The sequence below is a fragment of the Burkholderia sp. BCC1988 genome, from assembly GCF_905339895.1.
In the GTDB taxonomy this organism is placed as follows: domain Bacteria; phylum Pseudomonadota; class Gammaproteobacteria; order Burkholderiales; family Burkholderiaceae; genus Burkholderia.
Map to the genome: position 1 here is coordinate 38,196 of NZ_CAJPHA010000008.1, position 26,336 is coordinate 64,531.

The following is a 26,336-nucleotide window of genomic DNA, read 5'->3' on the forward strand; positions in this document are numbered from 1 at the left end:
TCGCGCAGGACACGACAACCGTCGTTCCTGTGACCGTGCTGCCGGGTGACGGCACTTCCACCACCCCATCCGCCCAGATCGAGCAGAACGCGGCGCCTGACGCCACGTCCAGCGCGGACACCGTGATGATCTTGGCCGAAAACGCTGCGTCATGTGCGGCCAACCCGGCCGCTTGTGCGGTGCGTGTGTATGCCGGCGGCGGCAATGGCGGAAATGGCGGCCTCGGTAGCGGCGGAACGACCGGAAGCGGGAGCGCCAGCACGGGTAGCGGCGGAAACAACGGCAATGGCGCCGTCGGCCCCGCAGGCGTCGGCGGGACAACGGGCGGGACGAACGGCTCGGTTGGCTCGGGGGGCACCGGCCGCGGCGGCAATGCCTCCGGCAGCGGGGGCTCAGGCGGTGGTACTTCGGGCGGTGGTACTTCCGGAGGCGGTACTTCCGGGGGCGGTACTTCCGGAGGCGGTACTTCCGGAGGCGGTACTTCCGGAGGCGGTACTTCCGGAGGCGGCCATGGTGGCGGTGGCGGCTCCGGCGGTGACGGAGGCCATGGCGACGGAGGCCACGGTGACGGAGGTCACGGCGATGGAGGCCACGGCGACGGAGGTCACGGCGGTGGCGGCTCCGGCGGTGGCGGAGGCCACGGCGACGGAGGTCACGGCGGTGGCGGCTCCGGCGGTGGCGGAGGCCACGGCGACGGGGGTCATGGTGGTGGCGGCTCCGGCGGTGGCGGAGGCCACGGCGACGGAGGTCACGGTGGTGGCGGCTCCGGCGGTGGCGGAGGCCACGGCGACGGAGGTCACGGTGGCGGCGGCTCCGGCGGTAGCGGAGGCTCCGGTGGCGGAGGTCACGGTGGCGGCGGCTCCGGCGGTAGCGGAGGCTCCGGTGGCGGAGGCTCCGGTGGCGGAGGTCACGGTGGTGGCGGCTCCGGCGGTGGCGGAGGCCACGGTGGCGGTGGTTCCGGCGGTGGTTCCGGTGGCGGTTCCGGTGGCGGTTCCGGCGGCGGTTCCGGCGGTGGTTCCGGCGGTGGTTCCGGCGGTGGTTCCGGTGGCGGTTCCGGCGGTGGTTCCGGCGGTGGTTCCGGCGGTGGTTCCGGCGGTAGTTCCGGCGGTGGTTCCGGCGGTGGTTCCGGCGGTGGTTCCGGCGGTGGTTCCGGCGGTGGTTCCGGCGGTGGTTCCGGCGGTGGTTCCGGCGGTGGTTCCGGCGGTGGTTCGGGCGGTGGTTCCGGCGGCGGCGGCCATGGCACCGGCGGTCACGGCAACGGCGGTGGCAACGGTAATGGCAACGGTAGCGGCGGCGCTGGCAACGGTGGCGCCAACGGCGTCGGCAATGGCAATGGAAGCGGCAGTGCCGGCGGCAACGGCGGATCGTCCAGTGGCCATGGCCACTGACCGACGCGTCGCCTGCCCCCGACGCGGTCAGAGCATTTCGAGCGCGCGCTTGCTGCGCGGCGGACGGAAGTACCCGTCGAGTTGCGCGCGCTCGTCATCGCTCAACACGAGATCGAGCGCGGCGCGATTGTCGCGCACGTGCTCGATCCGCGACGCCTTCGGAATCGCGAACACGCCCGGCTGCGCAAGCACCCAGGCGAGTGCGACGCGCGTGACCGACACACCGCGCTGCCGCGCGATTTCATCGAGCGGAGAACGCTTCGGCAGCCGTCCGTGATCGACCGGGCTGTAGGCCATCGCCGGCATCCGGTGATCGGCGAGCCACGGCAACAGGTCGAATTCCGGGCCGCGCCGCGCGATGTTGTAGAGAATCTGGTTGGTCGCGCACGCGCCCCCGCCCGCCTCGTCGACGAGCTCGGCCATGTCGGCCGTATCGAAGTTGCTGACGCCCCAGTGGCGGATCTTGCCCGCGCGTCGCAGCGCCTCGAACCCCTCGACGGTCTCCTCGAGCGGCACTGAACCACGCCAGTGCAGCAGGTACAGGTCGAGACGATCGGTACGCAGACGCTTGAGGCTCGCGTCGCACGCGGCGACGACGCCGCGCCGGCTCGCATGATGCGGATACACCTTGCTGACCAGGAACACGTCGTCGCGCAGGCCAGCGAGCGCCTCGCCGACGAGTGCCTCGGTCGCACCGTCGCCGTACATCTCGGCGGTATCGACCAGCGTCATCCCGAGATCGATCCCCTCGCGCAATGCGGCGATCTCGTCCGCGCGGCGCGCGGGCCGCTCGCCCATTTCCCAAGTGCCCAGGCCGAGTTTCGGAATCGTCTCGCCGTCCGGCAGGACGACCGTGGCGATCGTGTCTGTCATGCGCTCCTCGCTGCGGATTCGTGGCCGCGCACCCGCGGCCGAAGCATCAAATACGACGCATCAGTGTAGTCAATCGATGCGGCGTCCACCTGTTACACGGCAAAAACCGGCTATAACGGCGCCGCATGATGACTTAGAATGGCCGGCACCCTGATCGATACCCATTCCATGAAGGCACCCACGGACGACCGCTGGCAGGACCTGCGCCCCGACCCCGACAACGACACGCCGCTCTACCTGCAGCTCGCCCGCAAGCTCGGCGACGCGATCCACGACAATCGCTGGGCGGCCGGCGAGGCGCTGCCGTCCGAACGCGTGCTGTCCGAAGCGCTCGGCGTGTCGCGCATTACCGCGCGCAAGGCGATCGCGCTGCTCGTCGAGCAGGGCCTGATCCGCCGCACGCAAGGCGCCGGCAACTTCATCCGGCCGCGCTACGAGGATCCGCTGTCGCGGCTGTCGAGCTTCAGCGAGATGCTCGAGCGCCGCGGATTCAAGCCGAGTTCGCAATGGCTCGAGCGCGAAATCCAGCCCGCGAATCGCGACGAAGTGATCCAGCTCGGCCTGTCGCCGGCCGCCTCCGTTACACGGCTGAAACGCCTGCGCCTCGCCGACGGCATCGTGATGGCCGTCGAGAATTCGACGTTCCCCGCCACGCTGATTCCCGATCCGCAGGCGATCGGCGGTTCGCTGTACAGCTATCTCGAAGCGCGCGGCACGCCGATCGTGCGCGCACTGCAGCATTTCCGCGCGGTCAACGCGACCGACGAGATCGCGCAACAGATGGGCATCGCGCCGCACGACGCGCTGCTGCTGATCACGCGGATCGGTTATACGGCCGACCAGCGCGCGATCGAACTCACCGATACCTACTGCCGCAACGACTACTACGACTTCGTCGTCGAACTGCGCAAGTAACGCCGGCAATACTCACGGCGTACAGCGCCGCCGGCGCTCACAGCCAGCATGCTTCGTCCGTGCCGAGCGGCACGGGCGGCCGCGTGAAGCGCGGCGGTGTCGCCGACAGGCGTTCGGCCGGACGCACGGCATCGATCGTGCCGAACGGCGACGCGCTCCGGTCGATCCGGTCGCGCACGTCGTCGAACGTGAAATCCGGCGCCCGCAGGCCGTCCGGCACCGTGCCGAACGATTGCAGCCAGCGCCCCGTCTGCGCGAGCGACAGCCGCACGTGCCAGCTCCCCCCTTGGGTCGCACGGCGCGCGAGCGCGATCATCGCGCCGAACGCCGCGAGATAACCCGTCGCATGATCGAGCGCCTGGCATGGCAGATGGCGCGGGCCGCCCGCGTGCGCGGCGTGCTGCTCGTGCCAGGCGATACCGCTCGCCGACTGCACGAGACTGTCGAAGCCACGCCGCATCGACCACGGCCCCGCGTGCCCGTATGCGGACACCGACACGCAGACGATGCCGGGTCGCAGCTCCGCCAGCGCCTGCGGCGAAAACCCGCGCGCCGCGAGCGCGCCGGGGCGATAGGCCTGCAGGAATACGTCGGCGTCGCGTGCGAGCGCGCGCAATGTGGCGACACCGCGCGCCTCGCGCAGGTCGATCCACGTCGAGCGCTTGCCGCGCCCGTTGTCGATCACGAGCGACGCGATGTTCGGCAGGTGCGGGCCGTTGACGAGCAGCGTCTGTGCACCGTGCGATGCCAGCGTGCGGCCCGCGACCGGCCCCGCGATGATGCGCGTGAGATCGAGCACGCGCACGCCCGCGAGCGGCTGGTCGGGCGCGCCGTGGCCGATCGCCTCGACGGGCGCGTCACCGATCCGCTCGATCTCGAACAGCGGCAGCGACGCGAGTGCCCGTGCCTGGTCGTGCGCCGCCCATTCGTCAGGGGTTCTGATCAATGCCGCGCACAGGCCGGCCTCGGCGAGCGCGGTATCGAGTGCCGCGCCGTCCCACGTGCGGATCGCCGCGGCCACGTCATCGCGCTGCGGGCCGCTGCCGAGCACGTCGAGAATCCCGTGCAGATGATGCGGAAAGTTCGCATGCAGCTGGATCCAGCGCCCGTCGCGCGTGTCGTAGAAGCCCGTCACCGGATGGCGCGGCTCGGGCGGCAGGCCGTCGTCCACGCGCAGGTAGCGTTCGCTGCGAAACGCGACGAGCGCGTCGCGCATCGACACGTCGACGCGCTGCGCGACGCCCGTGCGCAGCCGGTGGCATTCGGCCGCCGCGAGCCCGGCTGCCGCGATCGTCGCCGCGGCGAGCGTGCCGACGTGGAATGCCGACGGCAGCGTCGGGTCCTGCCCCGCCACGGCCGCGCGGGCCAGTGCGCGCGGTTCGCCGTGCGCGAGTTGCCACAAGTGGGTCAATGCGAGTTCGGGGGTCATGGTGGAAGCGCGCCGTGGAGGAGACGCATTCGAGTCTAGAATTCGCGACAGGCGCGATCAATCTTGATTGCGCGAATCAACGCATAACGAATAGTTGTAGCCGGGCCGCGCTTCATGCGCCCCGACAGGAGCGATCGGCATGACGTCCCTCAGCGCGCCGCAAGCCGCCGGCATCCTCGGTGTCAGCGTGAGCACCCTTTACGCGTATGTGAGCCGCGGCCTGCTGCGCTCGCTGCCCGACGGCGCGAGCAAGCGCCGCCGCTACGACGCGGACGAGGTGCGCCTGCTCGCGCGCCGCCGCGCAGATGCAAAACGCGCGGGCGGCGTCGCCGAACGCTCGCTCGACTGGGGCGTGCCCGTGCTCGAATCGCGGATCACGCAGATCGCCGATGGGCGCCTGCGCTATCGCGGCGCCGATGCGATCGCGCTCGCGAACGACGCGACGCTAGAGGAAACGGCGGCCCGCCTGTGGGATTGTCCGCCCGCGCGGCTCGCTGCGGCAGCGCTTGCGTCGACCGGTTTCGACACCGCGCAGTGGGAAGACTGGGCCCGCCGCTGGGCCCATCTCGCGCCGCTCGAGCGCACGCTGGTGCTGCTCCCCGCAGCGGCCGCCTCGCTGCCGCGCCTGTGGGCGCAGGGGCGCGACGCGCAGTTCGACGCGGCCGCGCTGCTGCTGCGCGTGACGACGGCCGCGCTGGCCGGCATCGCGCCGGGCGACGCGCCCGTGCATCGACAGCTCGCCGCCGCGTGGCGGATCCGGCGGCGCGACGAAGCCGACCTGCTGCGCCGCGCACTCGTGCTGTGCGCCGATCATGAACTGAACCCGTCGACCTTTGCGGTGCGCTGCATCGCGTCGACCGGCACCCACCTGTTCGGTGCAATCGCGGGCGGGCTCGCGGCGCTGTCGGGCCCGCGCCACGGCGGCGAGACGTTCCGCGCGGGCGCCCTGCTCGACGAAGCCGCGCGGGCCGCCGACCTCGACCGCTACCTCGCGCTGCGCGTCGCACACGACGAACGCGCGGACGGCGCACGCACGGCGCTGTCCGGTTTCGCGCATCCGCTCTATCCCGACGGCGATCCGCGCGCACGTGCGTTGCTCGACGCACTGCACGCGACGCTGCCCGCCCGGGCGCCGCTGCGCACGGCCCGTGCGCTCGCCGCGCGCGTCGAGGCGGCGACCGGCCTGCGGCCGTCGATCGATTTCGCGCTCGCGGTGCTGGAGCGCACGCTTGCGCTGCCCGACGGCGCCGCGTTCACGCTGTTCGCGGCCGGCCGCACCGCCGGCTGGATCGCGCACGCGCTCGAACAGTACGCTAGCGGCAAGCTCATCCGGCCCCGCGCGCGCTACGTCGGCAGCGACGCGGCTGCCTGAGCGCGGCCGCCGCGCCATGCGGCGAACCGCCGCCATGCGCTCGGCGCAGCCTGCACGGCCGGCGCCGCCTGCAGGCCGAACGCGAACACCGCGCCGCCCGCCGCCGCGCTGATCCAAACGCGCATGCCGGGCAGCAGCGCGAGCGTCTCACCGGCATGCAACCAGTGATCGTCGGGCCGGCCCTCGATCGTCAGCCACAGACCGCCGTCCGCGACCTGCAACGCGGTGCGATCGACGATCCGCCACCGCCCGGCCGGTTCGTTGCCGTCCATCTCGTAGAGTCGCAGTTCGCGCATGGCCGCCTCCGGGTCGTGTGGGTTCGATGACGCCAGTATTTCGGACAGTGGCGAAACACGGACAGATACGCCTGCAGACACTTTCGGCTGAACTGTACCGGTCCGCCGCCGGACAGGCGTCCGGACCGATCCTGCGTGGCGCGGCGGCTTTGCCTACAATGGCGGCTGTCCCGCGCCACCGGTCCGTCCCCATGTTCCAACGCCCGCCCGCCGCCGCTCCCGGCGAAAAGAACCTCACCATAATGCTCTGGCTCGTTGCGACGGGCTTCTTCATGCAGACGCTCGATGCGACGATCGTCAACACGGCGCTGCCGTCGATGGCAGTGAGTCTCGGTGAATCGCCGCTGCGGATGCAGTCGGTCGTGATCGCCTACTCGCTGACGATGGCGGTGATGATTCCCGTCTCGGGCTGGCTCGCGGACACGTTCGGCACGCGGCGCGTGTTCTTCAGCGCGATCCTGGTGTTCTCGCTCGGTTCGCTGCTGTGCGCGAATGCGCATACGCTGTCGCAGCTCGTCGTGTTCCGCGTCGTGCAGGGGGTGGGCGGCGCGATGCTGCTGCCGGTCGGGCGGCTGGCCGTGCTGCGCACCTTCCCGGCCGAACGCTACCTGCCAGCACTGTCGTTCGTCGCGGTTCCCGGGCTGATCGGGCCGCTGATCGGGCCGACGCTCGGCGGCTGGCTCGTGAAGATCGCGTCGTGGCACTGGATCTTCCTGATCAACGTGCCGGTGGGCGTCGCCGGCTGCGTCGCGACCTTCTACTCGATGCCCGACGCGCGCAACCCGGCCGTCGGCCGCTTCGACCTGAAGGGCTATCTGCTGCTGACGATCGGGATGGTCGCGATCTCGCTGTCGCTCGACGGGCTCGCCGATCTCGGGATGCAGCACGCGGCCGTGCTCGTGCTGCTGATCCTGAGCCTCGCGTGCTTCGTCGCGTACGGGCTGTACGCGGTGCGCGCGCCGCAGCCGATCTTCTCGCTCGAGCTGTTCAAGATCCATACGTTCAGCGTCGGCCTGCTCGGCAACCTGTTCGCGCGGATCGGCAGCGGCGCGATGCCGTACCTGATCCCGCTGCTGCTGCAGGTGAGCCTGGGCTATTCGGCATTCGAAGCCGGGCTGATGATGCTGCCGGTCGCGGCGGCCGGGATGTTCTCGAAACGGATCATCACGCGCCTGATCACGCAGCACGGCTACCGCAAGGTGCTGCTCGCGAACACGATCATGGTCGGGGTGATGATGGCGAGCTTCGCGCTGATGCGCGACACGGTGCCGGTGTGGGTGAAGGTCGTCCATCTCGCGCTGTTCGGCGGCTTCAACTCGATGCAGTTCACCGCGATGAACACGCTGACGCTGAAGGATCTCGGCACCGGCGGCGCGAGCAGCGGCAACAGCCTGTTCTCGCTCGTGCAGATGCTGTCGATGAGCCTCGGCGTCACGGTCGCGGGCGCGCTGCTGGCCACCTTCACCGGGATGCTGCGCACGGTGACGCCGAGCAACACGCTGCCCGCGTTCCATGCGACCTTCATCTGTGTCGGGATCATCACGGCCGCGTCCGCGTGGATCTTCGCGCAACTCGCGCCCGACATCCGCGGCGGCACGCAGCACAAGACCGATCCGTCCGAACGCGCGTGACGCACGGCGCGCGCCGCCGCAATCGCCACGGCGGCGCGCCGCGCACCATGTCGGTGCAGCACGGCTGCACCGCGCGCGCCCTGCCGGCCGCGACGGCCCGCCGCACGGGGCACGATGCCGTGCATGCTTCTTGCTCGCCTATTCTGTAGGTAAACTGGCAGTCTTCCTTCGGCCGACATCATGAGCATGATCGACATCGATCCACCCGGCTTCCAGCCGCCCCGCCCCGTCGCCGGCGACGACGGGAAGCGGCGCACCGTGCTGTACGGCGCATACACCGTGTTCAGCGTGTTCCAGCCCGTTTTCTCGGTGTCGCACCGCCGCGCGATCGGCTATCACGCGTCGCTGCGCGCGCACGACGAGGACAGCCGCCAGGTCGCGTCGCACGAGGTGTTCACGCAGGCGGCGCGGCGCGGCGACCTGCTCGAGCTCGGCCGGCTCGCCGAATCGCTGCATCTCGGCAACTTCCACGCGTTCGACAGTCACGACGAATGGCTCTTCCTGAGCCTGCACCCGGCGGCACTGATGGACACCGTCTACGGCGACGCGCTGCTCGCGAACCTGAAGGCGCTCGGCCTGCCGCCGCATCGCGTGGTGCTCGAGGTGCCCGAGCAGGCGGGCGGCGAGACGCCGCGCTATGCGGCGATCGTCGACGGGCTGCGCAAGGCCGGCTTCCTGATCGCGCTCGGCGGCTTCGGCGCGAAACATTCGAACATCGACCGCGTGTGGCACCTGCACCCCGACATCGTCACGCTCGACCGCGGGATCCTCGCGCAGGCAAGCGAACACTCGCATCTCGAGCGCGTACTGCCCGGGCTCGTGTCGCTGCTGCACGAATCCGGCCAGCTCGTGCTGATGGGCGGGCTCTCGACCGAGCGCGACGCGATGATCGCGCTCGAATGCGACGTCGATTTCGTGCAGGGACAGTACTTCGCGGGGCCGAGCGTCGACCCCGTGCAACCGCAGGCCGCCGCAGGGTGCATGGATACGCTGTCGGCCGCGTTGCGGCTGCGCGTCGCGCAACGCGAGCGCACGCAGGCCGAACGCCTCGCGCCGTATGTCGCCGCGCTGGAGGAAGCGAGCCGGAAGCTCGTCGCGGGCGAATCGCTGATCGACGCGGCCGGCGCCGTGCTCGGGTTGCCGGAAACCGCGCGCTGCTTCCTGCTCGATGCATCGGGCCGCCAGATCGGCGACAACGTGCTCGCGCGCGGCAGCGTCTCGCAGCGGGCAAAGCGCTTCCGGCCGCTGCTGCATTCGGAAGGCGCGAGCTGGGAGCGCCGCCCCTACTTCATCCACGCGATGCGCGCGCCCGGCCGCGTGCATCTGACGCCGCCGTACCTGTCGATCAACGAAGCGCACCTGTGCGTGACCGCATCGATCGCCGCGCCGGCCGCGACCGGCATGCAGGTGCTGTGCGTCGACATCAACTGGGAAGCGGCACTCAGCCGCGAATGAGTTCGCGCGGCCGCGCTCACGCGGCGCCGTCGAGGGCGTTGGCGCGGCGCGCGATCAGCCGGTGCACGCGCTTGCCGGACGACGCGCTGACCACCTCGTGCTCGTCGATCACGTGTATGCCGGCGCCGAGCGCCGCATGCATGCGCGCCGAATCGAGCGGCGTATACAAGCGGCCGCGCTCGTCGCGCAGCGCGCCGTTGCCGGCCACCCGCCAGCTCAGGTACAGCGTGCCGCCGGGCATCAGCAGCGCGGCCAGCCGCGCCGCCGCCGCTGCGGCATCCGCCTGTTCGAGGTGCATGACGACCGTCTCGCACAACACGTTCCGAAACGCGCCGGCCGGCACGCCGGCGAGCGCCGGCAGCGCAGCCAGCTCGAAGCTCAGCGACGGATGGCGCAAGCGCGCCTCGGCGAGCAGCGCGGCGCTCGCGTCGTAGCCGCGCACGTCGAATCCGCGCGAAGCGAGCCACGCGGTGTCGCGTCCCGCACCGCAGCCGACGTCGGCCGTCGGCCCGGGCGAGAAATATTGCTCGAGCAGCGCATACATGTCGTCGGGGGCGGCCTGGTCGAGCCAGTCCTGCGCGTATTGCGCGGCATGGGCTTCGTAGGCATCGAGAGTCGGGCGATCCACCATGGCGATTGCTCCGCGTACGCGTCCTGTCGTGCGACGCACCCCGCATCTTAGCCGTTGCGCGTCGCGCGTGGGATGGCGGGCGACGCGCGGCCCCGCGCCGCTCGCAGGTCGCCGGCGCGGTCAGTTCGGCCCACGGCGCATCGCCGCGCCAGGGCCGGCCGCGATGCCGCCGCGAACCGGCCGCCGAGGGCGCAGCCGACCGCGTCCGCGCCGAACCCGCAGGCCGGCGCGGCCGACGCGTCAGACATGCGAATGCGCGCCGCCGTGCACGGGCCCCGCGCGCCGCTCGACCTCGCGGCGCACGTCGCCGCGCAGGCCCGCGAAAAACGCGACTTCGGCGACGACGAACAGCGGCCCGACCATCAGCCCGACCAGATCGTCGACGAACGCGGGCTTGCGCCCCTCGAACCAGTGCCCGACGAACTGTACGATCCAGCCAACCACGAACGCGCCGATGCCGATCCCGAGCCATTGCGCGGTCGGCAGCAGCGCGAGCGTCTGCGCGGCCCACAGGCCGAGGGCGAACAGCGCGGTCATGACCGCCCCGAAGCGCAGGTCGAGGCGCAGGTAGAACACCGCGAACGCCACCGCCAGCAGCAGCGCCGGCGACAGCGCGACACCGGCCAGCGTACCGAGCGCCGGCCGCGACAGCAGCACCTCGACCGCGAACACGATCATCGGAATACCGACCAGATGCGTCGCGATGTTGCGTGCGTCGCGATGGTAGGCCGCATACTGGGAAAGGTGGTCTTCGAGCGTCTTCATGGTGTCTCCTGAACGATCATTGGGCGCTATGATGCGCGTCACGCCCAGGAACCTCTGTCAGCTACCCGACATCGCGTGCCCATGCCCTCGCCGCTCGCCCCGTACCTGCCGCAGATCGAAGCGCACCCGTGGTTCGCCGCGCTGCCGCCGGCGTTGCGCGACGACCTGCTCGCCCGCGCCGCGTTGCGGCACCTGCCGGCCGGCCACGCGCTGTTCCGTCGCGGCGACCCGCCATGCGGGCTGTATGCGGTGCTGGCCGGCGCCCTCACCATAGGCGCGGTCGATCCGCAGGGCAAGGAAGCGCTGCTGACGGTCGCCGAACCCGTCACGTGGTTCGGCGAGATCGCGCTGTTCGACGGCCAGCCGCGCACGCACGACGCGATCGCGCTCGACGACACGCTGCTGCTGCACGTCCCGCAGCGCGCGCTGCTCGCGATTCTCGACACGACGCCGCAATACTGGCGGCAGTTCGCGCTGCTGATGGCGCAAAAGCTCCGGCTGAGCTTCCTGACCGTCGAATCGATGAGCGTGATGCCGGCCGCGCAGCGGCTTGCCGCACGGCTGCTGATGATCGCCGACGGCTACGGCGGGATCAGCGCCGGCCGCACGCGCATCCGGCTGTCGCAGGAAAAGCTCGCGGCGATGCTGTCGCTCACACGGCAGACCACCAACCAGCTGCTGAAGGCGCTGCAGGCCGACGGCGTCGTGCGGCTGCATGTCGGCGAGATCGAACTCGTCGACGTCGATGCGCTGCGCCGGGCGAGCGGGCTGCCTGACGGCACCCACTGACGGCACGCACTGACGACGCGCCGCCTCCGTCCTGACGCGCCCGTCGTGACGCCATCGCGCGATCGCCGCAACGCCGCATTCCCGCCGCCATCGCTTCGCGCTATCGTGGCGGCTCGTTCGTCCTTCTCCCCGCATACGCGCTTGAACACGTCCACCCTTACCGCCCCTTCCCGCCACGCGTGGCCTGTCTTCGTCGCGTTCCTGCGGCTCGGCCTCACGTCGTTCGGCGGGCCCGTCGCGCATCTCGGCTACTTCCGCGACGCGTTCGTCACGCGGCGCGGCTGGCTGACCGAACGCGCGTATGCCGATCTCGTCGGCCTGTGCCAGTTCCTGCCGGGGCCGGCGAGCAGCCAGGTCGGGATGGCGATTGGCCTGTCGCGCGCGGGTTATGCGGGAATGTTCGCCGCATGGCTCGGCTTCACGCTGCCGTCGGCGCTGCTGATGATGCTGTTCGCACTCGGCATGCACGCTGCGGGCATGCCGGTCGCGGCCGGCGCGCTGCACGGGTTGCGGATCGTGTCGGTCGCGGTGATCGCGCAGGCGGTGTGGGGCATGGCGCGCACGCTGTGCCCGGATGCGCGCCGCGCCACACTGATGGCGGTCGCGGCCTGCCTCGCGCTGCTCGTGCCGGCCGCATGGCTGCAGGTGGCCGTGATCGCCGCGGCCGGCGCGGCCGGGCTCGTATTGTTGCCGCAGCCCGAGCGCGGCGCGCACGATCCGCTGCCGCTGCACGTGTCGCATCGCGCGGGGGCGCTGTGGCTCGTGCTGTTCGCCGCATTGCTCGTCGCGTTGCCGTTCGCGGCGGGCGCGCTGCATTCGCATACCCTCGCGGTGGCCGACGCATTCTTTCGCACCGGCGCGCTGGTGTTCGGCGGCGGGCACGTCGTGCTGCCGCTGCTGCAGGCAGCCGTCGTCGCGCCGGGCTGGGTCGGCGATGCGGCGTTCCTCGCCGGCTACGGTGTCGCGCAGGCCGTGCCGGGGCCGCTCTTCACGTTCTCGGCGTTCCTCGGTGCGTCGCTGCGCGACGCGCCGAACGGCTGGCTCGGCGCGACGATCGCGCTCGTGTCGATCTTCGCGCCGTCGTTCCTGCTGGTCGCGGGCACCGCGCCGTTCTGGGAACGCCTGCGCCGCAGCACACGCATGCAGGCCGCGCTCGCGGGCGTGAACGCGGCGGTGGTCGGGCTGCTGCTCGCCGCGCTATATCACCCGGTGTGGAGCGAGACGATCGTGTCGCCGCGCGACTTCGCGGCGGCGCTCGTCGCGTTCGTCGCACTCGTGTTCTGGCGGGTGCCGCCGTGGGCCGTCGTGATCGCGAGCGCGGCGCTCGGCTGGTTGGCGACGACGCTCGCGTGATCCGGCAAATGCCACGCATCGATTCCCGCCCGACAAAAACAAAAAAGCCCTCGTGACGAGGGCTTTTCTTCGGGTGCCGCGCGCCGCAACGGCGCGCAGTACGCATGGACTTACGCGAAGTTCTTCGCTGCGAAGTCCCAGTTGACGATGTTCCAGAACGCTTCGACGAACTTCGGACGTGCGTTGCGGTAGTCGATGTAATACGCGTGTTCCCACACGTCGATCGTCAGCAGCGGCTTGTCGGCCGTCGTCAGCGGCGTGGCGGCGTTGCTCGTCGACACGATGTCGAGCGAACCGTCGGCCTTCTTCACGAGCCATGCCCAGCCCGAACCGAACGTGCCGACTGCGGCCTTCGAGAACGCTTCCTTGAACGCGTCGTACGAACCCCACTTCGCGTTGATCGCGTCGCCCAGCGCGCCCGACGGTGCGCCGCCGCCGTTCGGCGACAGGCTGTTCCAGAAGAACGTGTGGTTCCAGATTTGCGCGGCGTTGTTGAAGATGCCGCCCGACGACTTCTTCACGATCTCTTCCAGCGACAGGTTTTCGAATTCCGTGCCCGGGATCAGATTGTTCAGGTTCGTCACATAAGCCTGATGATGCTTGCCGTAGTGGTACTCGATCGTCTCTTTCGAGATGGTCGGCGCGAGTGCGTCTTCAGCGTACGGGAGCGGCGGGAGCGTATGAGCCATGGCGATTCCTTCGTTGAGTATGTAGGGAGGCTGTGTTGAATGCTGCCGAGCGTCCGATTGTAGGCGAGTCCGAATATCCCCGCAAACTCACGGGCATTTATCCGCGGTATGCAGAAAATCGGCGTTCCCGCTTCATCCGGCAGGACGAGAAGACGGATGCGCAGCATCCGTTCCCGCGCCGGGCGCCGGACCATCCGGAGCGCCGGACGCGCGACCTTCGTTCCGCTTACGCCGCCGTCGTCAGATCGTATCGGTCAGTCGCGGCTGCACGTCGGCGAGCGATACGTCGGCCGAGCCTTCGGCGAGATGCACGGTCAGGCGGCGCTGCGGTTTCAGCGCGTTCGGCGCGCGCACCGCGCGGCCGGTCTGCGTGTCGATCAGCGCCGCGTAGCCGCGCTCGAGCGTGCGCTGCGGGCTCAGCACCTCGAGCCGCGCCGCGCAGGCCGACACGCGCGCGGTATCGCGCTCGTGACGGCGCTGCAGCGCCACCGCGAGACGTTGCGACAGCCCGGCGAGTGCCTGACGCGCCTGCGCCGGGTCGGGCCGCGCGCGCTGCCAGCGCAATTGCGCGAGCGCGAAACGCGCACGCGCGTCGCGCACCGGCCGCGACGCGGCCGAGGCGAGCCGCACCGCCAGTTGCTCGACGTGGGTGCGCTGCCGCTGCAGCCGTTCGGCCGGGCTGACGAGCCGGCGCGCGAGCCAGTCGAGCTGCTGCGCGCGCTGCTCGAGCCCGCGTTCCAGGCAGCGCGCAAGCGCGCGCTGCCGGTCGGCCACCTCGCGCAACAGTAACGCGCGCTGCGGACTGGCGAGCTCGGCCGCGCCGGTCGGCGTCGGCGCGCGCAGGTCGGCCGCGAAGTCCGCGATCGTGAAATCGGTTTCGTGGCCGACGCCGCTGACGACCGGCAGTTCGCTCGCCGCGATCGCACGCGCGAGCGCTTCGTCGTTGAACGACCACAGATCCTCGATCGACCCGCCGCCGCGACAGACCAGCAGCACGTCGACCTCGCGCCGCGCGTTCGCCGCCTGCACGGCCGCGACGAGCTTCTCGGCCGAGCCCGCACCCTGCACGGGCGCCAGATAGACGATCACCGGGATGTGCGGCGCGCGGCGCGCGAGCGTGGTCAGCACGTCACGCAGCGCGGCGGCCTGCAGCGACGTGACGATGCCGATCGCGCGCGGGTGCGCCGGCAGCGGCCGCTTGCGCTCGGGCGCGAACAGGCCTTCGGCCTCGAGCTGCGCCTTCAGCCGCAGGAACGCCTCGTACAGGCGCCCCTGGCCCGTCCGCCGCACGGCCTCGACGTTGAGCTGCACTTCGCCGCGCGGCTCGTACATCGTGACGACCGCGCGCACCTCGATCCGGTCGCCTTCGCGCGGCGTGAATTCCGCGTACTGCGCGCGACCGCGGAACATCACGCAGCGCATCTGCGCCTGCTGGTCCTTGATCGAGAAATACCAGTGGCCGCTCGCGGCGCGCGTGAAATTCGACACTTCGCCCGAAATCCACAGCAGCGGAAACGAGCGCTCGAGCATCGTCGAAATCGCGCGATTGAGCGCCGAAACGGGAATCACTTCGTCGCCGCCGCGGGTCGCGCCGGGAGCGGAAAAAGGAGAGTCGGAAAGCATGGGCGGTCGGATGAATGCTGGCGGCGACACGATAGTCCGACACGCGCGCGGCGTCCAGCGCCGGTCGCCCGCGCTGCACCATTCGGAAGGTGTCCACACTCTGGCAATCGTCCATCAAAAACGCTTCAAAACCGCGGAAAAACCCAGACGATTCCTCACAACACATTGATTTTTATAGTTTTTTAAACCTTGCAGTTTGATTTGCCGCCGATTCGATGTCCGCCCGGCGGGCGTTTCACGCGGACAGGCCGGGAGTTTTTCACAGAGTTATCCACAGCCCGTTCCGTTCCGGCCCCATCGGGTGCGTCGCCCGGCCGCGCTTGCCGCGCCCGCGTGCGGCGCGCTAGAGTGCCGCCTTCCGAACCCCTAGCGGCATGCGCCGCCCCACGGAGAATCCGTCTTGACGAATCCGTCCCACGCCGCGGCGCACGACGCGCCGCGCCCGGCCCGATGAGCGCGCCCGGCGGCCCGCTCGCGCGGCTCGAAGCGCGCCTCACGCGCGAATGGCAGCGCCGCGGCGCCCTCGCGTGGGCGCTCACGCCGTTCGCGTGCGTGTTCGGCCTGTGCGCGGCGCTGCGCCGCACGGCCTACGCGCAGGGCTGGAAGCAACCGGTCGACGTCGGCGTGCCCGTCGTCGTGGTCGGCAACGTGACCGTCGGCGGCACCGGCAAGACGCCGACCGTGATCGCGCTCGTCGACGCGCTGCGCGCGGCCGGCTTCACGCCGGGCGTCGTGTCGCGCGGCTACGGTGCGAACGTGAAGGCGCCCACCGCGGTCACGCCCGCGTCGCGCGCGCGCGCGGCCGGCGACGAACCGCTGCTGATCGCGCGCCGCACCGGCGCGCCCGTGTGGGTGTGCCCCGACCGCGTCGCGGCCGCGCAGGCGTTGCGCGCCGCGCACCCGGACGTCGACGTGATCGTCAGCGACGACGGCCTCCAGCACTACCGCCTCGCGCGCACGGTCGAGCTCGTCGTGTTCGACCACCGGCTCGGCGGCAACGGCTTCCTGCTGCCGGCCGGCCCGCTGCGCGAGCCGCTGTCGCGCCACCGCGACGCAACGCTCGTCAACGATCCATACAGCGGCGCGCTGCCGCCGTGGCCCGACACCTATGCGCTCGCGCTCACGCCGGGCGCCGCGTGGCACCTCGACCAGCCGGCGCTGCGCCGCCCGCTGTCGCAGTTCGCGCACGAGCGCGTGCTCGCCGCGGCCGGCATCGGCGCGCCGGAACGCTTCTTCGCGACGCTGCGTGCGGCCGGCCTCGCGCCGGCGACGCGCGCGCTGCCCGACCATTACGCGTTCGCCGACAATCCGTTCGTCGACGACGCGGTCGATGCGATCCTGATCACCGAGAAGGATGCAGTAAAATTGGGCGCTTCCTGGCGCGACGCTCGGCTGTGGGTCGTCCCCGTCGAAGCCGCGCTCGATCCTCGCCTCATTGCCCTCGTTGTGGAGAAACTCCGTGGACGCTCGCCTGCTTGAAATCCTTGTGTGCCCTATCTGCAAAGGCCCGCTCCACTATGACCGCGCCGCGCCGGAGCTGATCTGCAACGCGGACAAGCTCGCCTACCCGATCCGCGACGGCATCCCCGTGATGCTCGTCGACGAAGCGCGCCAGACCGTCGAAGGCACGCCGGTCGACCCCGCCGGCCCGGCCGGCAGCTAAACGCCGCACCGCTGCACCGGCGCCCGGCCGCGCTTCTTCGCGGCCGCGTGCCGGCCCTGCCGGGCGGCCCGCCTTCGACGCGCCGCCCGCCCCGCTCTTCTCACCGCTCAGCCCCGATGACTCATCCGCAGCCCTTCATCGCCGTCATTCCTGCCCGGCTCGCGTCGACGCGCCTGCCGAACAAGCCGCTCGCCGATCTCGGCGGCAAGCCGATGGTCGTGCGCGTCGCCGAGCGTGCGCGCGAAGCGGGCGCGCAGCAGGTGCTCGTCGCGTCCGACGCGCAGAGCGTGCTCGACGCGGCCCGCGAGCACGGTTTCGAAGCGGTGCTGACGCGTGCCGACCATCCGTCCGGCACCGACCGGCTCGCGGAAGTCGCCGCGACGTTCGGGTGGAGCGACGACACCGTCGTCGTCAACGTGCAGGGCGACGAGCCGCTGATCGACCCGGCGCTCGTCCGCGACGTAGCGTCGCACCTCGCCGCGCACCCGGACTGCGCGATCGCGACCGCCGCGCACCCGATCCACGACGCGGCCGACGTGTTCAATCCGAACATCGTGAAGGTCGCGCTCGACGCGCGCAACGTCGCGATGTACTTCTCGCGCGCGCCGATTCCGTGGAGCCGCGATGCGTACCAGCCGCACTGGCCCGACGTTGCGGCCATGCCGGCGCCGGCCTTTCCGGTCTATCGCCACATCGGACTCTACGCCTATCGCGCGCGTTTCCTGCGCACCTATCCGTCGCTCGCGCAGGCGCCGATCGAGCAGGCGGAGCAGCTCGAACAGCTGCGCGCGATGTGGCACGGCGAGCGCATCGCGGTGCTGATCACCGAGCATGCACCCGAAGCCGGCATCGATACGCCGGCCGATCTCGCACGCGTGCAGGCCCTTTTTCGGCCGGGTTCAAAATAACCCGTGGCATAATCAGGCGATTGTGCGAGCCGTCCGCGACCCGCGCGTCCTAGCTTGACCCCGCCACGGCCTGTCCCGGCAGCCGCGCGTCGCCTTTCGCCGACGCGCCGCATCAGACCGGTCCGCCGCGCGCAAGGCAAGCCCCGCGCACGCTGTCGCCGACGCTTTTGCGTCTCGCCACACGAATCTACATACCGGAGATATCACCATGCGTTTGATCCTGTTGGGTGCGCCCGGCGCGGGCAAGGGTACCCAGGCAAACTTCATCAAGGAAAAGTTCGGCATCCCGCAAATCTCGACGGGCGACATGCTGCGCGCGGCCGTCAAGGCCGGCTCGCCGCTCGGCGTCGAGGCGAAGGGCTACATGGACGCCGGCAAGCTCGTGCCGGACGCGCTGATCATCGGCCTCGTGAAGGAGCGCCTGAAGGAAGCCGACTGCGCGAACGGCTACCTGTTCGACGGCTTCCCGCGCACGATCGCGCAGGCTGACGCGATGAAGGAAGCCGGCGTCGCGATCGATTACGTGCTCGAAATCGACGTCCCGTTCTCGGAGATCGTCGAGCGCATGAGCGGCCGCCGCACGCACCCGGCATCGGGCCGCACGTACCACGTGAAGTTCAACCCGCCGAAGGTCGAGGGCAAGGACGACGTGACGGGCGAACCGCTGATCCAGCGCGACGACGACAAGGAAGAAACCGTCCTGAAGCGTCTCGAAGTGTACGAAGCGCAGACCAAGCCGCTGATCACGTACTACGGCGACTGGGCGCAGCGCGGCGAGGAAAACGGCCTGAAGGCCCCGCAGTATCGCAAAATCTCGGGCCTCGGCAGCGTGGACGAAATCCGCGAGCGTGCGTTCGACGCACTGAAGTAAGCACCGCGTCGTGCACCGCAAGCCGCCCTTTCGGGGCGGCTTTTTTTTCGTCTGCCGCATCCGTTTCGTCTGACCTGGGTTCGCACGACCGTGCCGCTGAAGCCGGCGTGCGACGCCGCACCGTACAATCGACCGATCGCGTGCGCCGCGCAAACCGGCGTACCGGCCTTTACTCCGATCGACCGGCATCGGACCCAACCAAGGAGACAGTGATGGAGATTCGCGACAACGTCTTTCTGATCACGGGCGGCGCATCGGGCCTCGGCGCCGGAACGGCCCGCATGCTCGCTCAGGCCGGCGGCAAGGTCGTGCTCGCCGACCTCAACGAAGCAGCCGGCGCGGCGCTCGCGGGCGAACTCGGCGGCGTATTCGTGCGCTGCGACGTATCGAGCGAGGCCGATGCGCAGGCGGCCGTCGACGCCGCGACGCGCGCGGGCACGCTGCGCGGCCTCGTGAATTGCGCGGGCATCGCGCCCGCCGCGAAAACCGTCGGCAAGGACGGCGCGCATCCGCTCGACGTGTTCGCGAAGACGATCAACGTGAACCTGGTCGGCACCTTCAACATGATCCGGCTCGCGGCCGCCGCGATGGCCGCGACCGCGCCGAACGCCGGCGGCGAACGCGGCGTGATCGTCAGCACCGCGTCGGTCGCCGCGTACGACGGGCAGATCGGCCAGGCCGCGTATGCGGCGTCGAAGGCCGGTGTCGCTGGCATGACGCTGCCGATCGCGCGCGACCTGTCGCGCCACGGCATCCGCGTGATGACGATCGCGCCCGGGCTGTTCGAGACGCCGATGCTGCTCGGCATGCCGAAGGACGTGCAGGACGCGCTCGGCGCGATGGTGCCGTTCCCGCCGCGGCTCGGCAAACCGGACGAATACGCGATGCTGGTGCGCCAGATCGTCGAGAATCCGATGCTCAACGGCGAAGTGATCCGCCTCGACGGCGCGATCCGGATGCAGCCGAAGTAAGTGCAAGCAAGCAGCTGCAAAAAAAACGCCCGCGATGCGGGCGTGTCGACGTTCGGGGCGCCGGTGAGACTGCAACGGCTCAGTCCTCGCCGTCGCGCTGCATCCGCTGCCGCAACTCGGTCACCTGCGACTCGACGACGGTCGCGTCCTCCGCATCGGGCCGCTCGCCGAGATACTGCTCGAGATCCTCGAGCGCGGGGCGCAGGTAGTCGAGCCGCGCATACGCGAAGCCGCGGTCGCGCACTTCGTCGAGCTGTTCCGGCAGCAGGATCACGAGCCGCTGCTGGACCGCGAGCAGCCGCTGCCAGCGTTCCGTCTGCAGATAGATCGTCTTCAGGTTGCGCAGCATCCGCGCGATGATCTCGCGGCTCGTGGCCGGCTGCAGCAGCGCGCGCAACGCGCTGTCGACCGCGCCCGCCGCACGCGCGACGTAGGGCTCGAGCATCTCGACCATCTCGGCCTCGGACAGCGAATGGCCGTTGGTCGGATCGATGATCAGGTCGCCGTCCGGCAGCGTCACGCGCAGCAGGAAGTGGCCGGGGAACGACACGCCGCGCGCCGGCACGCCGATCTGCTCGGCGAGCTCCAGGTACAGCACCGACAGCGAGATCGGAATCCCGCGCCGCCGTTTCAGCACCGCGTTCAGGTGGCTGTTATCGGGGTCGTAGTAATCGTTGTGATTGCATGCGAAGCCGAGTTCGCGGAAGAAGAACTCGTTGAGCGCGGCGACGCGGTCCTTCAGGTCCGCATCGTCGGCGAGCCGGCGGCTCAGCCGCGCGGCCAGGATGTCGAGTTCGGCCAGCGTACCCTGCAGGTCGAGGTCGGGATACGCGTCCTGCGCAAGCGACAGCGCGGTTTCCGTGACGGGCAGACTGTCGTCGTCCGCCACGAGCGTGCTGAAGTAGTCGAGGACGCGGGTCATTGCGGTCGTCACTTGGCGCGCCTTCTGAAGTAAGCGTATTTGAAGCCCATCACCCACAACATACCGAAATATAGTGCAGCGAACAGCACGAGGCACGCGGCCATCAGTGCAATGCGATCGAGCGGCTGCGCACGCATGCCGGCCCAGTCGAAGTTGATCGCGCACCAGTGCATCAGGCCGGCGAGCACGAGCGCCGCGCCGATCAGCTGCACGAAGAAGCGCAGCCAGCCGGGCGACGGCTGGTAGATGCCGCGCTTGCGCAGCCCGAGGAACAGCAGCAGCGAGTTCAGGCAGGCACCGACGCCGATGCTCAGCGTGAGGCCCGCATGGCCGATCAGCGGCACGAACACGTAGTTCGAGATCTGCGTGACGATCAGCACGCCGATCGCGATCTTCACCGGCGTCTTGATGTCCTGCTTCGCGTAGAAGCCCGGCGCGAGGATCTTGATCAGGATGATGCCGACGAGACCGATCCCGTAGGTCGCGAGCGCGCGCGCGACCATCGTGACCGTATGCGCGTCGAACTTGCCGTAGTTGAACAGCGTCGCGGTGAGCGGCGTCGCGAAGAAGAACAGCGCGAGCGCGCTCGGCGCCGCGAGCAGGAACGTGACGCGCAGCCCCCAGTCGAGCAGCGCCGAATATTCATGCGAATCGGCGTCGACGTGCGCCTTCGACAGGCTCGGCAACAGGATCGTGCCGAGCGCGACGCCGAGCAGCGCGGTCGGGAACTCCATCAGGCGGTCGGCGTAGTTGATCCACGAGACCGCGCCCTGCCCGAGCCGCGACGCGATGTTGGTGTTGATGATCAGCGACAGCTGCGCGACCGACACCGCGAACGTCGCGGGCACCATCTTGGCGAGCACCCGCTTCACGCCGGGATGACGCAGTGCGCGCACCGGGTTGAGGCCGATCAGCGGCACCATGTCGATCTTCTTCAGCCCCGGCAGCTGCACGATGAACTGCAGCACGCCGCCCACGATGACGGCCCACGCGAGCGCGTAGACCGGCACCTTCAGGTGCGGCGCGACGAACACGGCCGCGGCGATGAACGCGACGTTGAGCAGCACCGGCGCGAACGCCGGCAGCGAGAAGCTCTTGTAGGTATTGAGCACGCCTGACGCGAGCGTCGTCAGCGAGATGAACACGATGTACGGGAACATGATCCGCGTCATCGTGACCGCGAGCGGGAACGCCTGCCCGTCGGTATGCAGGCCGGACGCGACCGCGAACACGACCCACGACGCGCCGGCGATCCCGACGACCGACAGCACGGCGAGCGCCCACGCGAGCACGGTCGACATCGCGTCGACGAGCGCCTTGGTCGCATCGTGCCCCTGCTGGTTCTTGAACTCGGCCAGGATCGGCACGAACGCCTGCGAGAACGCGCCTTCGGCAGACAGGCGGCGCAGCAGGTTCGGAATGCGGAAAGCGACGTAGAACGCGTCGGTGTATTGACTGGCGCCGAACGCACGGGCGATCAGCGTCTCGCGGGCCAGTCCGGTCACGCGCGACAGCAGCGTGAAGCCGCTGACCGTCAGCAGGGCTCGGAATAGATTCATGGGGCGCTTATTATACGGACGTTGCGTGGCCCGGCACGGACGGATGGCGAAAAGGGCGCGCGTCGCCTGCGCCCCCGTCCGGCCGACGTCACGTTGACCTTGCCACGCGCTTGATTTTGTTGCTATAATCGCCGGTTTCTGAGCCTGTTACATGCACGGCGCCTGTCGTTTTCATGTCTCGGCCTCGGTTAAAATCACCGTTTTTTATGCGCCCCTGGGCAATCGCTCTCAGGGGACGGATCGAAAAGCAGCGCTTGGCCGTCAGGCTCCAAGCTCTGGAAACAGGACAGGATAAGGAACCGTCATGGCTAACTCCGCACAAGCACGCAAGCGCGCCCGCCAAGCCGCGAAGGCAAATTCGCACAACTCGGCGCTGCGCTCGAAATTCCGTACCGCGATCAAGTCGGTTCGCAAGGCTGTTGAAGCCGGCGACCAGGCAAAGGCTGCCGAGCTGTTCAAGGCTGCCGTGAAGACGATCGACACGATCGCCGACAAGAAGATCGTTCACAAGAACAAGGCCGCTCGCAGCAAGAGCCGCCTCGCCGCAGCCGTCAAGGGTCTGCAGGCAGCAGCGTAAATCCGGCGTGCCCGCTTCGGCGGGCGCTCCTGTTTCCTGCGATCGCAAAAAAGCCCGCCTAGGCGGGCTTTTTTGCTGTGCGTCGCCCGCGCATCGCGCCGGGCGACCGCCAGGCAGGGCGCGGCATGCGCCCTCGCCCGTCGAACTCACTTCTTCTCGTGGTAGTCCGGCAGCTCGCACGCCTCGGTGACGACGAGGTTGTTGTCCTTCGCGAAATTCAGCACGAAATCGAACGCCATCGGCTCGACGTCGCGCAGCCGGGAATCGAGGATCACGCATTTGAGGTCGCCGAGCATCGTCGGGCGCACGTACAGCGAATATTTCAGGCGCGCGTTCGGCCCGCTCGCACCGGGCCCGAAGCAGGCCATCACGCCGGCCAGACGCTCCGACCAGTCGCTCGGGCGAAACTTTTTCCCGTCTTTCGTAATGCCCTGGATGAAGAATTCGGTCGGAGGGGTTTCAGCCATGTGGTTACCCAAGTGACGGCCCGGCGATGTCCAGGCGACAGCGCCCGGATACGCGAACACAAAGCTCGAGCGGACAGCGGCACTCGCGCTCCGATATCCCGAAAAAACAGGCTGTCGAGGCGTGCCGCCGACGCGCCGCACCGGATTTGTGCAGCGCATGGCTTGTGTCCGGCAGAGCGCGAAGAGGCTTGCCTGCCGGGCTGGAGAAAACTTTTGGATTATACCGCAGCGCGGCATCGCGCGTCGTCTCGCCGCCCCTCTTCCGGCGCCTTCCAGCGTGCGCCACGATCCCAACCCGGTTTTCGTCGCGGCTCGTCAAAGCACAGAAAATCCTTTATGCTGCTTTGAGTTATCCACACCCGACGGCGGCGCCGTCCGGCCGCGCGGCCGGTTCAGACCCGCCGTATTTCGTTTCATGACCGCCAAAACCATTCGTCACTACCTGCAGTTCAAGGATTTCTCGCTGGAAGACTACGAGTACGTGCTCGAACGCACGGGTATCCTGAAGCGCAAGTTCAAGAACTACGAGACCTATCACCCGCTGCACGACCGCACGCTCGCGATGATCTTCGAGAAGAGCTCGACGCGCACGCGCCTGTCGTTCGAAGCCGGCATCTTCCAGCTCGGCGGCCACGCGGTGTTCATGAGCACGCGCGACACGCAGCTCGGCCGCGGCGAGCCGGTCGAGGATTCCGCGCAGGTCATCTCGCGGATGGTCGACATCATCATGATCCGCACGTTCGAGCAGGACGTGATCACGCGCTTCGCGGAAAACTCCCGCGTGCCGGTGATCAACGGCCTGACCAACGAATACCACCCGTGCCAGGTGCTCGCCGACATCTTCACGTACTACGAGCACCGCGGCCCGATCGCCGGCAAGACGGTCGCGTGGGTCGGCGATGCGAACAACATGCTGTACACGTGGATCGAAGCCGCGCAGATCCTCGGCTTCAAGCTGCGCCTGTCGACGCCGCCGGGCTATGCGCTCGACATGAAGCTGGTGGCGCCGGACAGCGCGCCGTTCTACGAGGTGTTCGACGATCCGAACGAAGCGTGCAAGGGCGCCGATCTCGTGACGACCGACGTGTGGACGAGCATGGGCTTCGAAGCCGAGAACGAAGCGCGCAAGCAGGCGTTTGCCGACTGGTGCGTCGACGAGGAAATGATGGGGCACGCGAATCCCGACGCGCTCTTCATGCACTGCCTGCCCGCGCACCGCGGCGAGGAAGTGACGGCCGGCGTGATCGACGGCCCGCAGAGCGTCGTGTGGGACGAGGCGGAAAACCGCCTGCACGTGCAGAAGGCGCTGATGGAGTTCCTGCTGCTCGGCCGCCTCAAGCACTGACCGCCGCGCGTATTGCGTGCGCATTACGCGCGCGTCGCCGCCATCCGCGCGGCATGCGGAAAAAAGCGCCGATCGTCGTCGATCGGCGCTTTTTTGTTGGGTCGGACGAACGCGAATGAACCGCGCAGCGCAACACCGCGTTACAGGCACACGGGCTCGGGTTCGAGCTCGACGCCGAACCGTTCGCGCACGTCGTCCTGGATCGCGCGCGCCAGCGCGAGCACGTCGGCGCCCGTCGCGCCGCCGCGATTGACCAGCACGAGCGCCTGCCGGTCGTGCACGGCCGCCGCGCCGAGCGCGCGCCCTTTCCAGCCGCAGCGGTCGATCAGCCAGCCGGCCGCGAGCTTCACCTGCCCGTCCGGCTGCGGATACGACACGACTTCGGGTGCGCGCGCGCGCAGCGCGTCGAACTGCGCGACGTCGATCACCGGATTCTTGAAGAAACTGCCCGCGTTGCCGAGCACGAGCGGATCGGGCAGCTTCGCGCGGCGAATCGCGACAACGGCGTCGAACACGTCGCGCGGGGTCGCGGCGTCCGGCGCGATGCCGCGTGCGTCGAGCTCGCGCGTGACGTCCGCGTAGCCGAGCCGCGGCGTCCAGCGCTTGGGCAGCCGGAACGTCACGGCGACGATCGCGAAGCGGCCGCGCCCTTCCCGCTTGAAGAAGCTGTCGCGATAGCCGAACCCGCAGCGCGCGGCGTCGAAGCGCTCGCTGCGCCCCGTCGCGAGCTCGACGGCGACCAGCGAGTCGAAATAGGTCTTCATCTCGAGGCCGTACGCGCCGATGTTCTGGATCGGCGCGGCGCCGACGGTGCCCGGAATCAGTGCAAGGTTCTCGAGGCCCGGCATCCCGTGCTCGAGCGTCCACGCGACGAACGCGTGCCAGGTCTCGCCGCCGCCGGCCTCGACGTACCATGCGTCGTCGTCCTCGCGCATGACGCGACGGCCGGCGATCTCGTCGAGCAGCACGACGCCGTCGAAATCGCGCGTGAACACGACGTTGCTGCCGCCGCCGAGCACGAGCTGCGGCAGCGATGCGACGCGCGGGTCGCGGTGCAGCGCCTCGAACTGCGCCGCATGCGTGACGCGCGCGGCAAAGCGCGCCTTCGCGGAAATGCCGAACGTGTTGTGCGCGGCGAGCGGATGGTCGGGGAGCAGCGACAGGGCGGAATCGTCAGGAGGCATCGGCATTCGCGTTCACGTCCGCCGGGCGGGCAGACAGCCGGCCTTGGGCAAACGGAGGGGCATCGGTAAAATGGCAAACAGTCCGCAATTATAGCGAGTGCCCGCGCGCGAGCCGGGCGCCCGCATCTCAAGGGAGAATGCCATGCCATCGTTCGACGTCGTTTCCGAAGCGAACATGATCGAAGTGAAGAACGCCATCGAGCAGTCGAACAAGGAAATCTCGACGCGCTTCGACTTCAAGGGCTCCGACGCGCGCGTCGAGCAGAAGGAGCGCGAGCTGACGCTGTTCGCCGACGACGATTTCAAGCTCGGCCAGGTCAAGGACGTGCTGATCAACAAGCTCGCGAAGCGCAACGTCGACGTGCGCTTCCTCGACTACGGCAAGGTCGAGAAGATCGGCGGCGACAAGGTCAAGCAGGTCGTCACCGTGAAGAAGGGCGTGACGGGCGACCTCGCGAAGAAGATCGTCAGGCTCGTGAAAGACAGCAAGATCAAGGTGCAGGCGAGCATCCAGGGCGATGCGGTGCGCGTGGCCGGCACGAAGCGCGACGACCTGCAGAGCGTGATCGCGATGCTGCGCAAGGACGTGACCGACACCCCGCTCGACTTCAACAACTTCCGCGACTGATCGACGCGGTCGGCCGCGCCGTCAAGCGCGCC

Annotated in this window: 26 protein-coding genes; 14 read left to right on the top strand and 12 right to left on the bottom strand. The window is 69.3% G+C overall.

Annotated features, from left to right (window positions below; all coding sequences use genetic code 11):
* Positions 1 to 392: 392 nt before the first annotated feature.
* Positions 393 to 1,379: a hypothetical protein gene (locus U4012_RS35940; protein WP_415750376.1), complete on the bottom strand. Its 987-nt coding sequence runs from the start codon at positions 1,377 to 1,379 to the stop codon at positions 393 to 395.
* A gap of 36 nt (positions 1,380 to 1,415) precedes the next feature.
* On the bottom strand, positions 1,416 to 2,261 hold the full coding sequence (locus U4012_RS13260) for an aldo/keto reductase (protein WP_321799094.1): 846 nt from the start codon (positions 2,259 to 2,261) through the stop codon (positions 1,416 to 1,418).
* Between the two features lie 168 nt (positions 2,262 to 2,429).
* Between U4012_RS13260 and U4012_RS13265 the strand changes: the two genes are divergently transcribed.
* On the top strand, positions 2,430 to 3,176 hold the full coding sequence (locus tag U4012_RS13265) for a GntR family transcriptional regulator (RefSeq protein WP_044845577.1): 747 nt from the start codon (positions 2,430 to 2,432) through the stop codon (positions 3,174 to 3,176).
* A 37-nt stretch (positions 3,177 to 3,213) separates the two neighbouring features.
* On the opposite strand, the gene U4012_RS13270 is transcribed toward U4012_RS13265, so the two are convergent.
* Entirely contained in the window at positions 3,214 to 4,605 is a 1,392-nt protein-coding gene (locus U4012_RS13270; RefSeq protein WP_321799097.1) for a CoA transferase, read from the bottom strand.
* A gap of 139 nt (positions 4,606 to 4,744) precedes the next feature.
* On the opposite strand from U4012_RS13270, the gene U4012_RS13275 reads away from it, so the two are divergent.
* Entirely contained in the window at positions 4,745 to 5,977 is a 1,233-nt protein-coding gene (locus U4012_RS13275) for a citrate/2-methylcitrate synthase (protein WP_321799099.1), read from the top strand.
* Here the strand turns inward: U4012_RS13275 and U4012_RS13280 are convergent.
* A complete protein-coding gene (locus U4012_RS13280) occupies positions 5,950 to 6,273 on the bottom strand; it encodes a DUF2917 domain-containing protein (protein WP_321799101.1) in 324 nt (107 codons plus the stop codon). The genes U4012_RS13275 and U4012_RS13280 overlap by 28 nt on opposite strands.
* Positions 6,274 to 6,464: 191 nt before the next feature.
* Here U4012_RS13280 and mdtD point away from each other — a divergent pair, with 191 nt between their 5' ends.
* Both mdtD and U4012_RS13290 read left to right on the top strand, forming a co-directional pair.
* Positions 6,465 to 7,904 (top strand): multidrug transporter subunit MdtD, encoded by a 1,440-nt coding sequence (gene mdtD, locus U4012_RS13285; RefSeq protein ID WP_044845573.1) that lies wholly within the window; start codon positions 6,465 to 6,467, stop codon positions 7,902 to 7,904.
* A gap of 180 nt (positions 7,905 to 8,084) precedes the next feature.
* The gene (locus U4012_RS13290; RefSeq protein WP_044845572.1) at positions 8,085 to 9,359 is read left to right on the top strand and encodes an EAL domain-containing protein; all 1,275 of its coding nucleotides are present in this window, start codon (positions 8,085 to 8,087) and stop codon (positions 9,357 to 9,359) included.
* A gap of 16 nt (positions 9,360 to 9,375) precedes the next feature.
* Here the strand turns inward: U4012_RS13290 and U4012_RS13295 are convergent, their stop codons facing one another.
* Both U4012_RS13295 and U4012_RS13300 read right to left on the bottom strand, forming a co-directional pair.
* Positions 9,376 to 9,990, bottom strand: a complete 615-nt coding sequence (locus tag U4012_RS13295; RefSeq protein WP_321799106.1) for a class I SAM-dependent methyltransferase — start codon at positions 9,988 to 9,990, stop codon at positions 9,376 to 9,378.
* 240 nt (positions 9,991 to 10,230) lie between these two features.
* On the bottom strand, positions 10,231 to 10,755 hold the full coding sequence (locus U4012_RS13300; RefSeq protein ID WP_044848582.1) for a DUF962 domain-containing protein: 525 nt from the start codon (positions 10,753 to 10,755) through the stop codon (positions 10,231 to 10,233).
* 81 nt (positions 10,756 to 10,836) lie between these two features.
* Between U4012_RS13300 and U4012_RS13305 the strand changes: the two genes are divergently transcribed.
* Entirely contained in the window at positions 10,837 to 11,544 is a 708-nt protein-coding gene (locus tag U4012_RS13305) for a Crp/Fnr family transcriptional regulator (protein WP_124486977.1), read from the top strand.
* Between the two features lie 141 nt (positions 11,545 to 11,685).
* Complete coding sequence (gene chrA, locus U4012_RS13310; RefSeq protein ID WP_321799109.1) at positions 11,686 to 12,897, top strand: chromate efflux transporter; 1,212 nt, start codon at positions 11,686 to 11,688, stop codon at positions 12,895 to 12,897.
* A gap of 110 nt (positions 12,898 to 13,007) precedes the next feature.
* Here chrA and sodB read toward each other — a convergent pair whose 3' ends face one another.
* Together sodB and xseA are read right to left on the bottom strand one after the other, a co-directional pair.
* Positions 13,008 to 13,586 (bottom strand): superoxide dismutase [Fe], encoded by a 579-nt coding sequence (sodB, locus tag U4012_RS13315; RefSeq protein ID WP_124486975.1) that lies wholly within the window; start codon positions 13,584 to 13,586, stop codon positions 13,008 to 13,010.
* 240 nt (positions 13,587 to 13,826) lie between these two features.
* Complete coding sequence (gene xseA, locus U4012_RS13320) at positions 13,827 to 15,209, bottom strand: exodeoxyribonuclease VII large subunit (protein WP_321799111.1); 1,383 nt, start codon at positions 15,207 to 15,209, stop codon at positions 13,827 to 13,829.
* Positions 15,210 to 15,659: 450 nt separating this feature from the next.
* Here xseA and lpxK point away from each other — a divergent pair, with 450 nt between their 5' ends.
* The 5 genes from lpxK to U4012_RS13345 all read left to right on the top strand — a co-directional run bounded on the left by lpxK (position 15,660) and on the right by U4012_RS13345 (position 19,622).
* Positions 15,660 to 16,688 (top strand): tetraacyldisaccharide 4'-kinase, encoded by a 1,029-nt coding sequence (gene lpxK, locus U4012_RS13325; protein WP_257775605.1) that lies wholly within the window; start codon positions 15,660 to 15,662, stop codon positions 16,686 to 16,688.
* Positions 16,669 to 16,872 (top strand): Trm112 family protein, encoded by a 204-nt coding sequence (locus tag U4012_RS13330; protein ID WP_321799115.1) that lies wholly within the window; start codon positions 16,669 to 16,671, stop codon positions 16,870 to 16,872. Before lpxK ends, U4012_RS13330 begins: the two co-directional genes overlap by 20 nt.
* A 116-nt stretch (positions 16,873 to 16,988) precedes the next feature.
* Entirely contained in the window at positions 16,989 to 17,780 is a 792-nt protein-coding gene (gene kdsB, locus U4012_RS13335; protein WP_044848576.1) for a 3-deoxy-manno-octulosonate cytidylyltransferase, read from the top strand.
* Positions 17,781 to 17,988: 208 nt separating this feature from the next.
* Positions 17,989 to 18,651 carry an adenylate kinase gene (adk, locus tag U4012_RS13340; RefSeq protein ID WP_044848575.1) on the top strand — a complete coding sequence of 221 codons (663 nt, stop codon included), beginning with the start codon at positions 17,989 to 17,991 and terminating at the stop codon, positions 18,649 to 18,651.
* Positions 18,652 to 18,863: 212 nt separating this feature from the next.
* Positions 18,864 to 19,622: an SDR family NAD(P)-dependent oxidoreductase gene (locus tag U4012_RS13345; protein ID WP_044848572.1), complete on the top strand. Its 759-nt coding sequence runs from the start codon at positions 18,864 to 18,866 to the stop codon at positions 19,620 to 19,622.
* A gap of 79 nt (positions 19,623 to 19,701) precedes the next feature.
* Here the strand turns inward: U4012_RS13345 and U4012_RS13350 are convergent, their stop codons facing one another.
* A complete protein-coding gene (locus U4012_RS13350; RefSeq protein ID WP_044848584.1) occupies positions 19,702 to 20,544 on the bottom strand; it encodes a SirB1 family protein in 843 nt (280 codons plus the stop codon).
* 8 nt (positions 20,545 to 20,552) lie between these two features.
* Positions 20,553 to 22,103 (bottom strand): murein biosynthesis integral membrane protein MurJ, encoded by a 1,551-nt coding sequence (gene murJ, locus U4012_RS13355; RefSeq protein ID WP_044848571.1) that lies wholly within the window; start codon positions 22,101 to 22,103, stop codon positions 20,553 to 20,555.
* A 304-nt stretch (positions 22,104 to 22,407) separates the two neighbouring features.
* Here murJ and rpsT point away from each other — a divergent pair, with 304 nt between their 5' ends.
* Positions 22,408 to 22,680 (top strand): 30S ribosomal protein S20, encoded by a 273-nt coding sequence (rpsT, locus tag U4012_RS13360; protein WP_006482211.1) that lies wholly within the window; start codon positions 22,408 to 22,410, stop codon positions 22,678 to 22,680.
* Positions 22,681 to 22,826: 146 nt separating this feature from the next.
* On the opposite strand, the gene U4012_RS13365 is transcribed toward rpsT, so the two are convergent.
* Positions 22,827 to 23,147, bottom strand: coding sequence for a DUF3579 domain-containing protein (locus U4012_RS13365; protein ID WP_044848570.1), 321 nt, complete (start codon positions 23,145 to 23,147; stop codon positions 22,827 to 22,829).
* Positions 23,148 to 23,562: 415 nt separating this feature from the next.
* On the opposite strand from U4012_RS13365, the gene argF reads away from it, so the two are divergent.
* Positions 23,563 to 24,492, top strand: coding sequence for an ornithine carbamoyltransferase (gene argF / locus U4012_RS13370; protein WP_124486968.1), 930 nt, complete (start codon positions 23,563 to 23,565; stop codon positions 24,490 to 24,492).
* Positions 24,493 to 24,632: 140 nt separating this feature from the next.
* Here the strand turns inward: argF and murB are convergent, their stop codons facing one another.
* The gene (gene murB, locus U4012_RS13375; protein ID WP_321799124.1) at positions 24,633 to 25,682 is read right to left on the bottom strand and encodes a UDP-N-acetylmuramate dehydrogenase; all 1,050 of its coding nucleotides are present in this window, start codon (positions 25,680 to 25,682) and stop codon (positions 24,633 to 24,635) included.
* A 136-nt stretch (positions 25,683 to 25,818) separates the two neighbouring features.
* On the opposite strand from murB, the gene U4012_RS13380 reads away from it, so the two are divergent.
* Positions 25,819 to 26,304: a YajQ family cyclic di-GMP-binding protein gene (locus U4012_RS13380; protein WP_014896235.1), complete on the top strand. Its 486-nt coding sequence runs from the start codon at positions 25,819 to 25,821 to the stop codon at positions 26,302 to 26,304.
* Positions 26,305 to 26,336: the final 32 nt, after the last annotated feature.

Excerpts from the sequence above, each read along its gene's own strand:
- U4012_RS35940 (WP_415750376.1), bottom strand. The coding sequence starts at position 1,379 with ATGGCCACTGGACGATCCGCCGTTGCCGCCGGCACTGCCGCTTCCATT.
- U4012_RS13260 (WP_321799094.1), bottom strand. The coding sequence starts at position 2,261 with ATGACAGACACGATCGCCACGGTCGTCCTGCCGGACGGCGAGACGATT.
- U4012_RS13265 (WP_044845577.1), top strand. The coding sequence starts at position 2,430 with ATGAAGGCACCCACGGACGACCGCTGGCAGGACCTGCGCCCCGACCCC.
- U4012_RS13270 (WP_321799097.1), bottom strand. The coding sequence starts at position 4,605 with ATGACCCCCGAACTCGCATTGACCCACTTGTGGCAACTCGCGCACGGC.
- U4012_RS13275 (WP_321799099.1), top strand. The coding sequence starts at position 4,745 with ATGACGTCCCTCAGCGCGCCGCAAGCCGCCGGCATCCTCGGTGTCAGC.
- U4012_RS13280 (WP_321799101.1), bottom strand. The coding sequence starts at position 6,273 with ATGCGCGAACTGCGACTCTACGAGATGGACGGCAACGAACCGGCCGGG.
- mdtD (WP_044845573.1), top strand. The coding sequence starts at position 6,465 with ATGTTCCAACGCCCGCCCGCCGCCGCTCCCGGCGAAAAGAACCTCACC.
- U4012_RS13290 (WP_044845572.1), top strand. The coding sequence starts at position 8,085 with ATGAGCATGATCGACATCGATCCACCCGGCTTCCAGCCGCCCCGCCCC.
- U4012_RS13295 (WP_321799106.1), bottom strand. The coding sequence starts at position 9,990 with ATGGTGGATCGCCCGACTCTCGATGCCTACGAAGCCCATGCCGCGCAA.
- U4012_RS13300 (WP_044848582.1), bottom strand. The coding sequence starts at position 10,755 with ATGAAGACGCTCGAAGACCACCTTTCCCAGTATGCGGCCTACCATCGC.
- U4012_RS13305 (WP_124486977.1), top strand. The coding sequence starts at position 10,837 with ATGCCCTCGCCGCTCGCCCCGTACCTGCCGCAGATCGAAGCGCACCCG.
- sodB (WP_124486975.1), bottom strand. The coding sequence starts at position 13,586 with ATGGCTCATACGCTCCCGCCGCTCCCGTACGCTGAAGACGCACTCGCG.
- xseA (WP_321799111.1), bottom strand. The coding sequence starts at position 15,209 with ATGCTTTCCGACTCTCCTTTTTCCGCTCCCGGCGCGACCCGCGGCGGC.
- lpxK (WP_257775605.1), top strand. The coding sequence starts at position 15,660 with ATGAGCGCGCCCGGCGGCCCGCTCGCGCGGCTCGAAGCGCGCCTCACG.
- kdsB (WP_044848576.1), top strand. The coding sequence starts at position 16,989 with ATGACTCATCCGCAGCCCTTCATCGCCGTCATTCCTGCCCGGCTCGCG.
- adk (WP_044848575.1), top strand. The coding sequence starts at position 17,989 with ATGCGTTTGATCCTGTTGGGTGCGCCCGGCGCGGGCAAGGGTACCCAG.
- U4012_RS13345 (WP_044848572.1), top strand. The coding sequence starts at position 18,864 with ATGGAGATTCGCGACAACGTCTTTCTGATCACGGGCGGCGCATCGGGC.
- U4012_RS13350 (WP_044848584.1), bottom strand. The coding sequence starts at position 20,544 with ATGACCCGCGTCCTCGACTACTTCAGCACGCTCGTGGCGGACGACGAC.
- murJ (WP_044848571.1), bottom strand. The coding sequence starts at position 22,103 with ATGAATCTATTCCGAGCCCTGCTGACGGTCAGCGGCTTCACGCTGCTG.
- rpsT (WP_006482211.1), top strand. The coding sequence starts at position 22,408 with ATGGCTAACTCCGCACAAGCACGCAAGCGCGCCCGCCAAGCCGCGAAG.
- U4012_RS13365 (WP_044848570.1), bottom strand. The coding sequence starts at position 23,147 with ATGGCTGAAACCCCTCCGACCGAATTCTTCATCCAGGGCATTACGAAA.
- argF (WP_124486968.1), top strand. The coding sequence starts at position 23,563 with ATGACCGCCAAAACCATTCGTCACTACCTGCAGTTCAAGGATTTCTCG.
- murB (WP_321799124.1), bottom strand. The coding sequence starts at position 25,682 with ATGCCGATGCCTCCTGACGATTCCGCCCTGTCGCTGCTCCCCGACCAT.
- U4012_RS13380 (WP_014896235.1), top strand. The coding sequence starts at position 25,819 with ATGCCATCGTTCGACGTCGTTTCCGAAGCGAACATGATCGAAGTGAAG.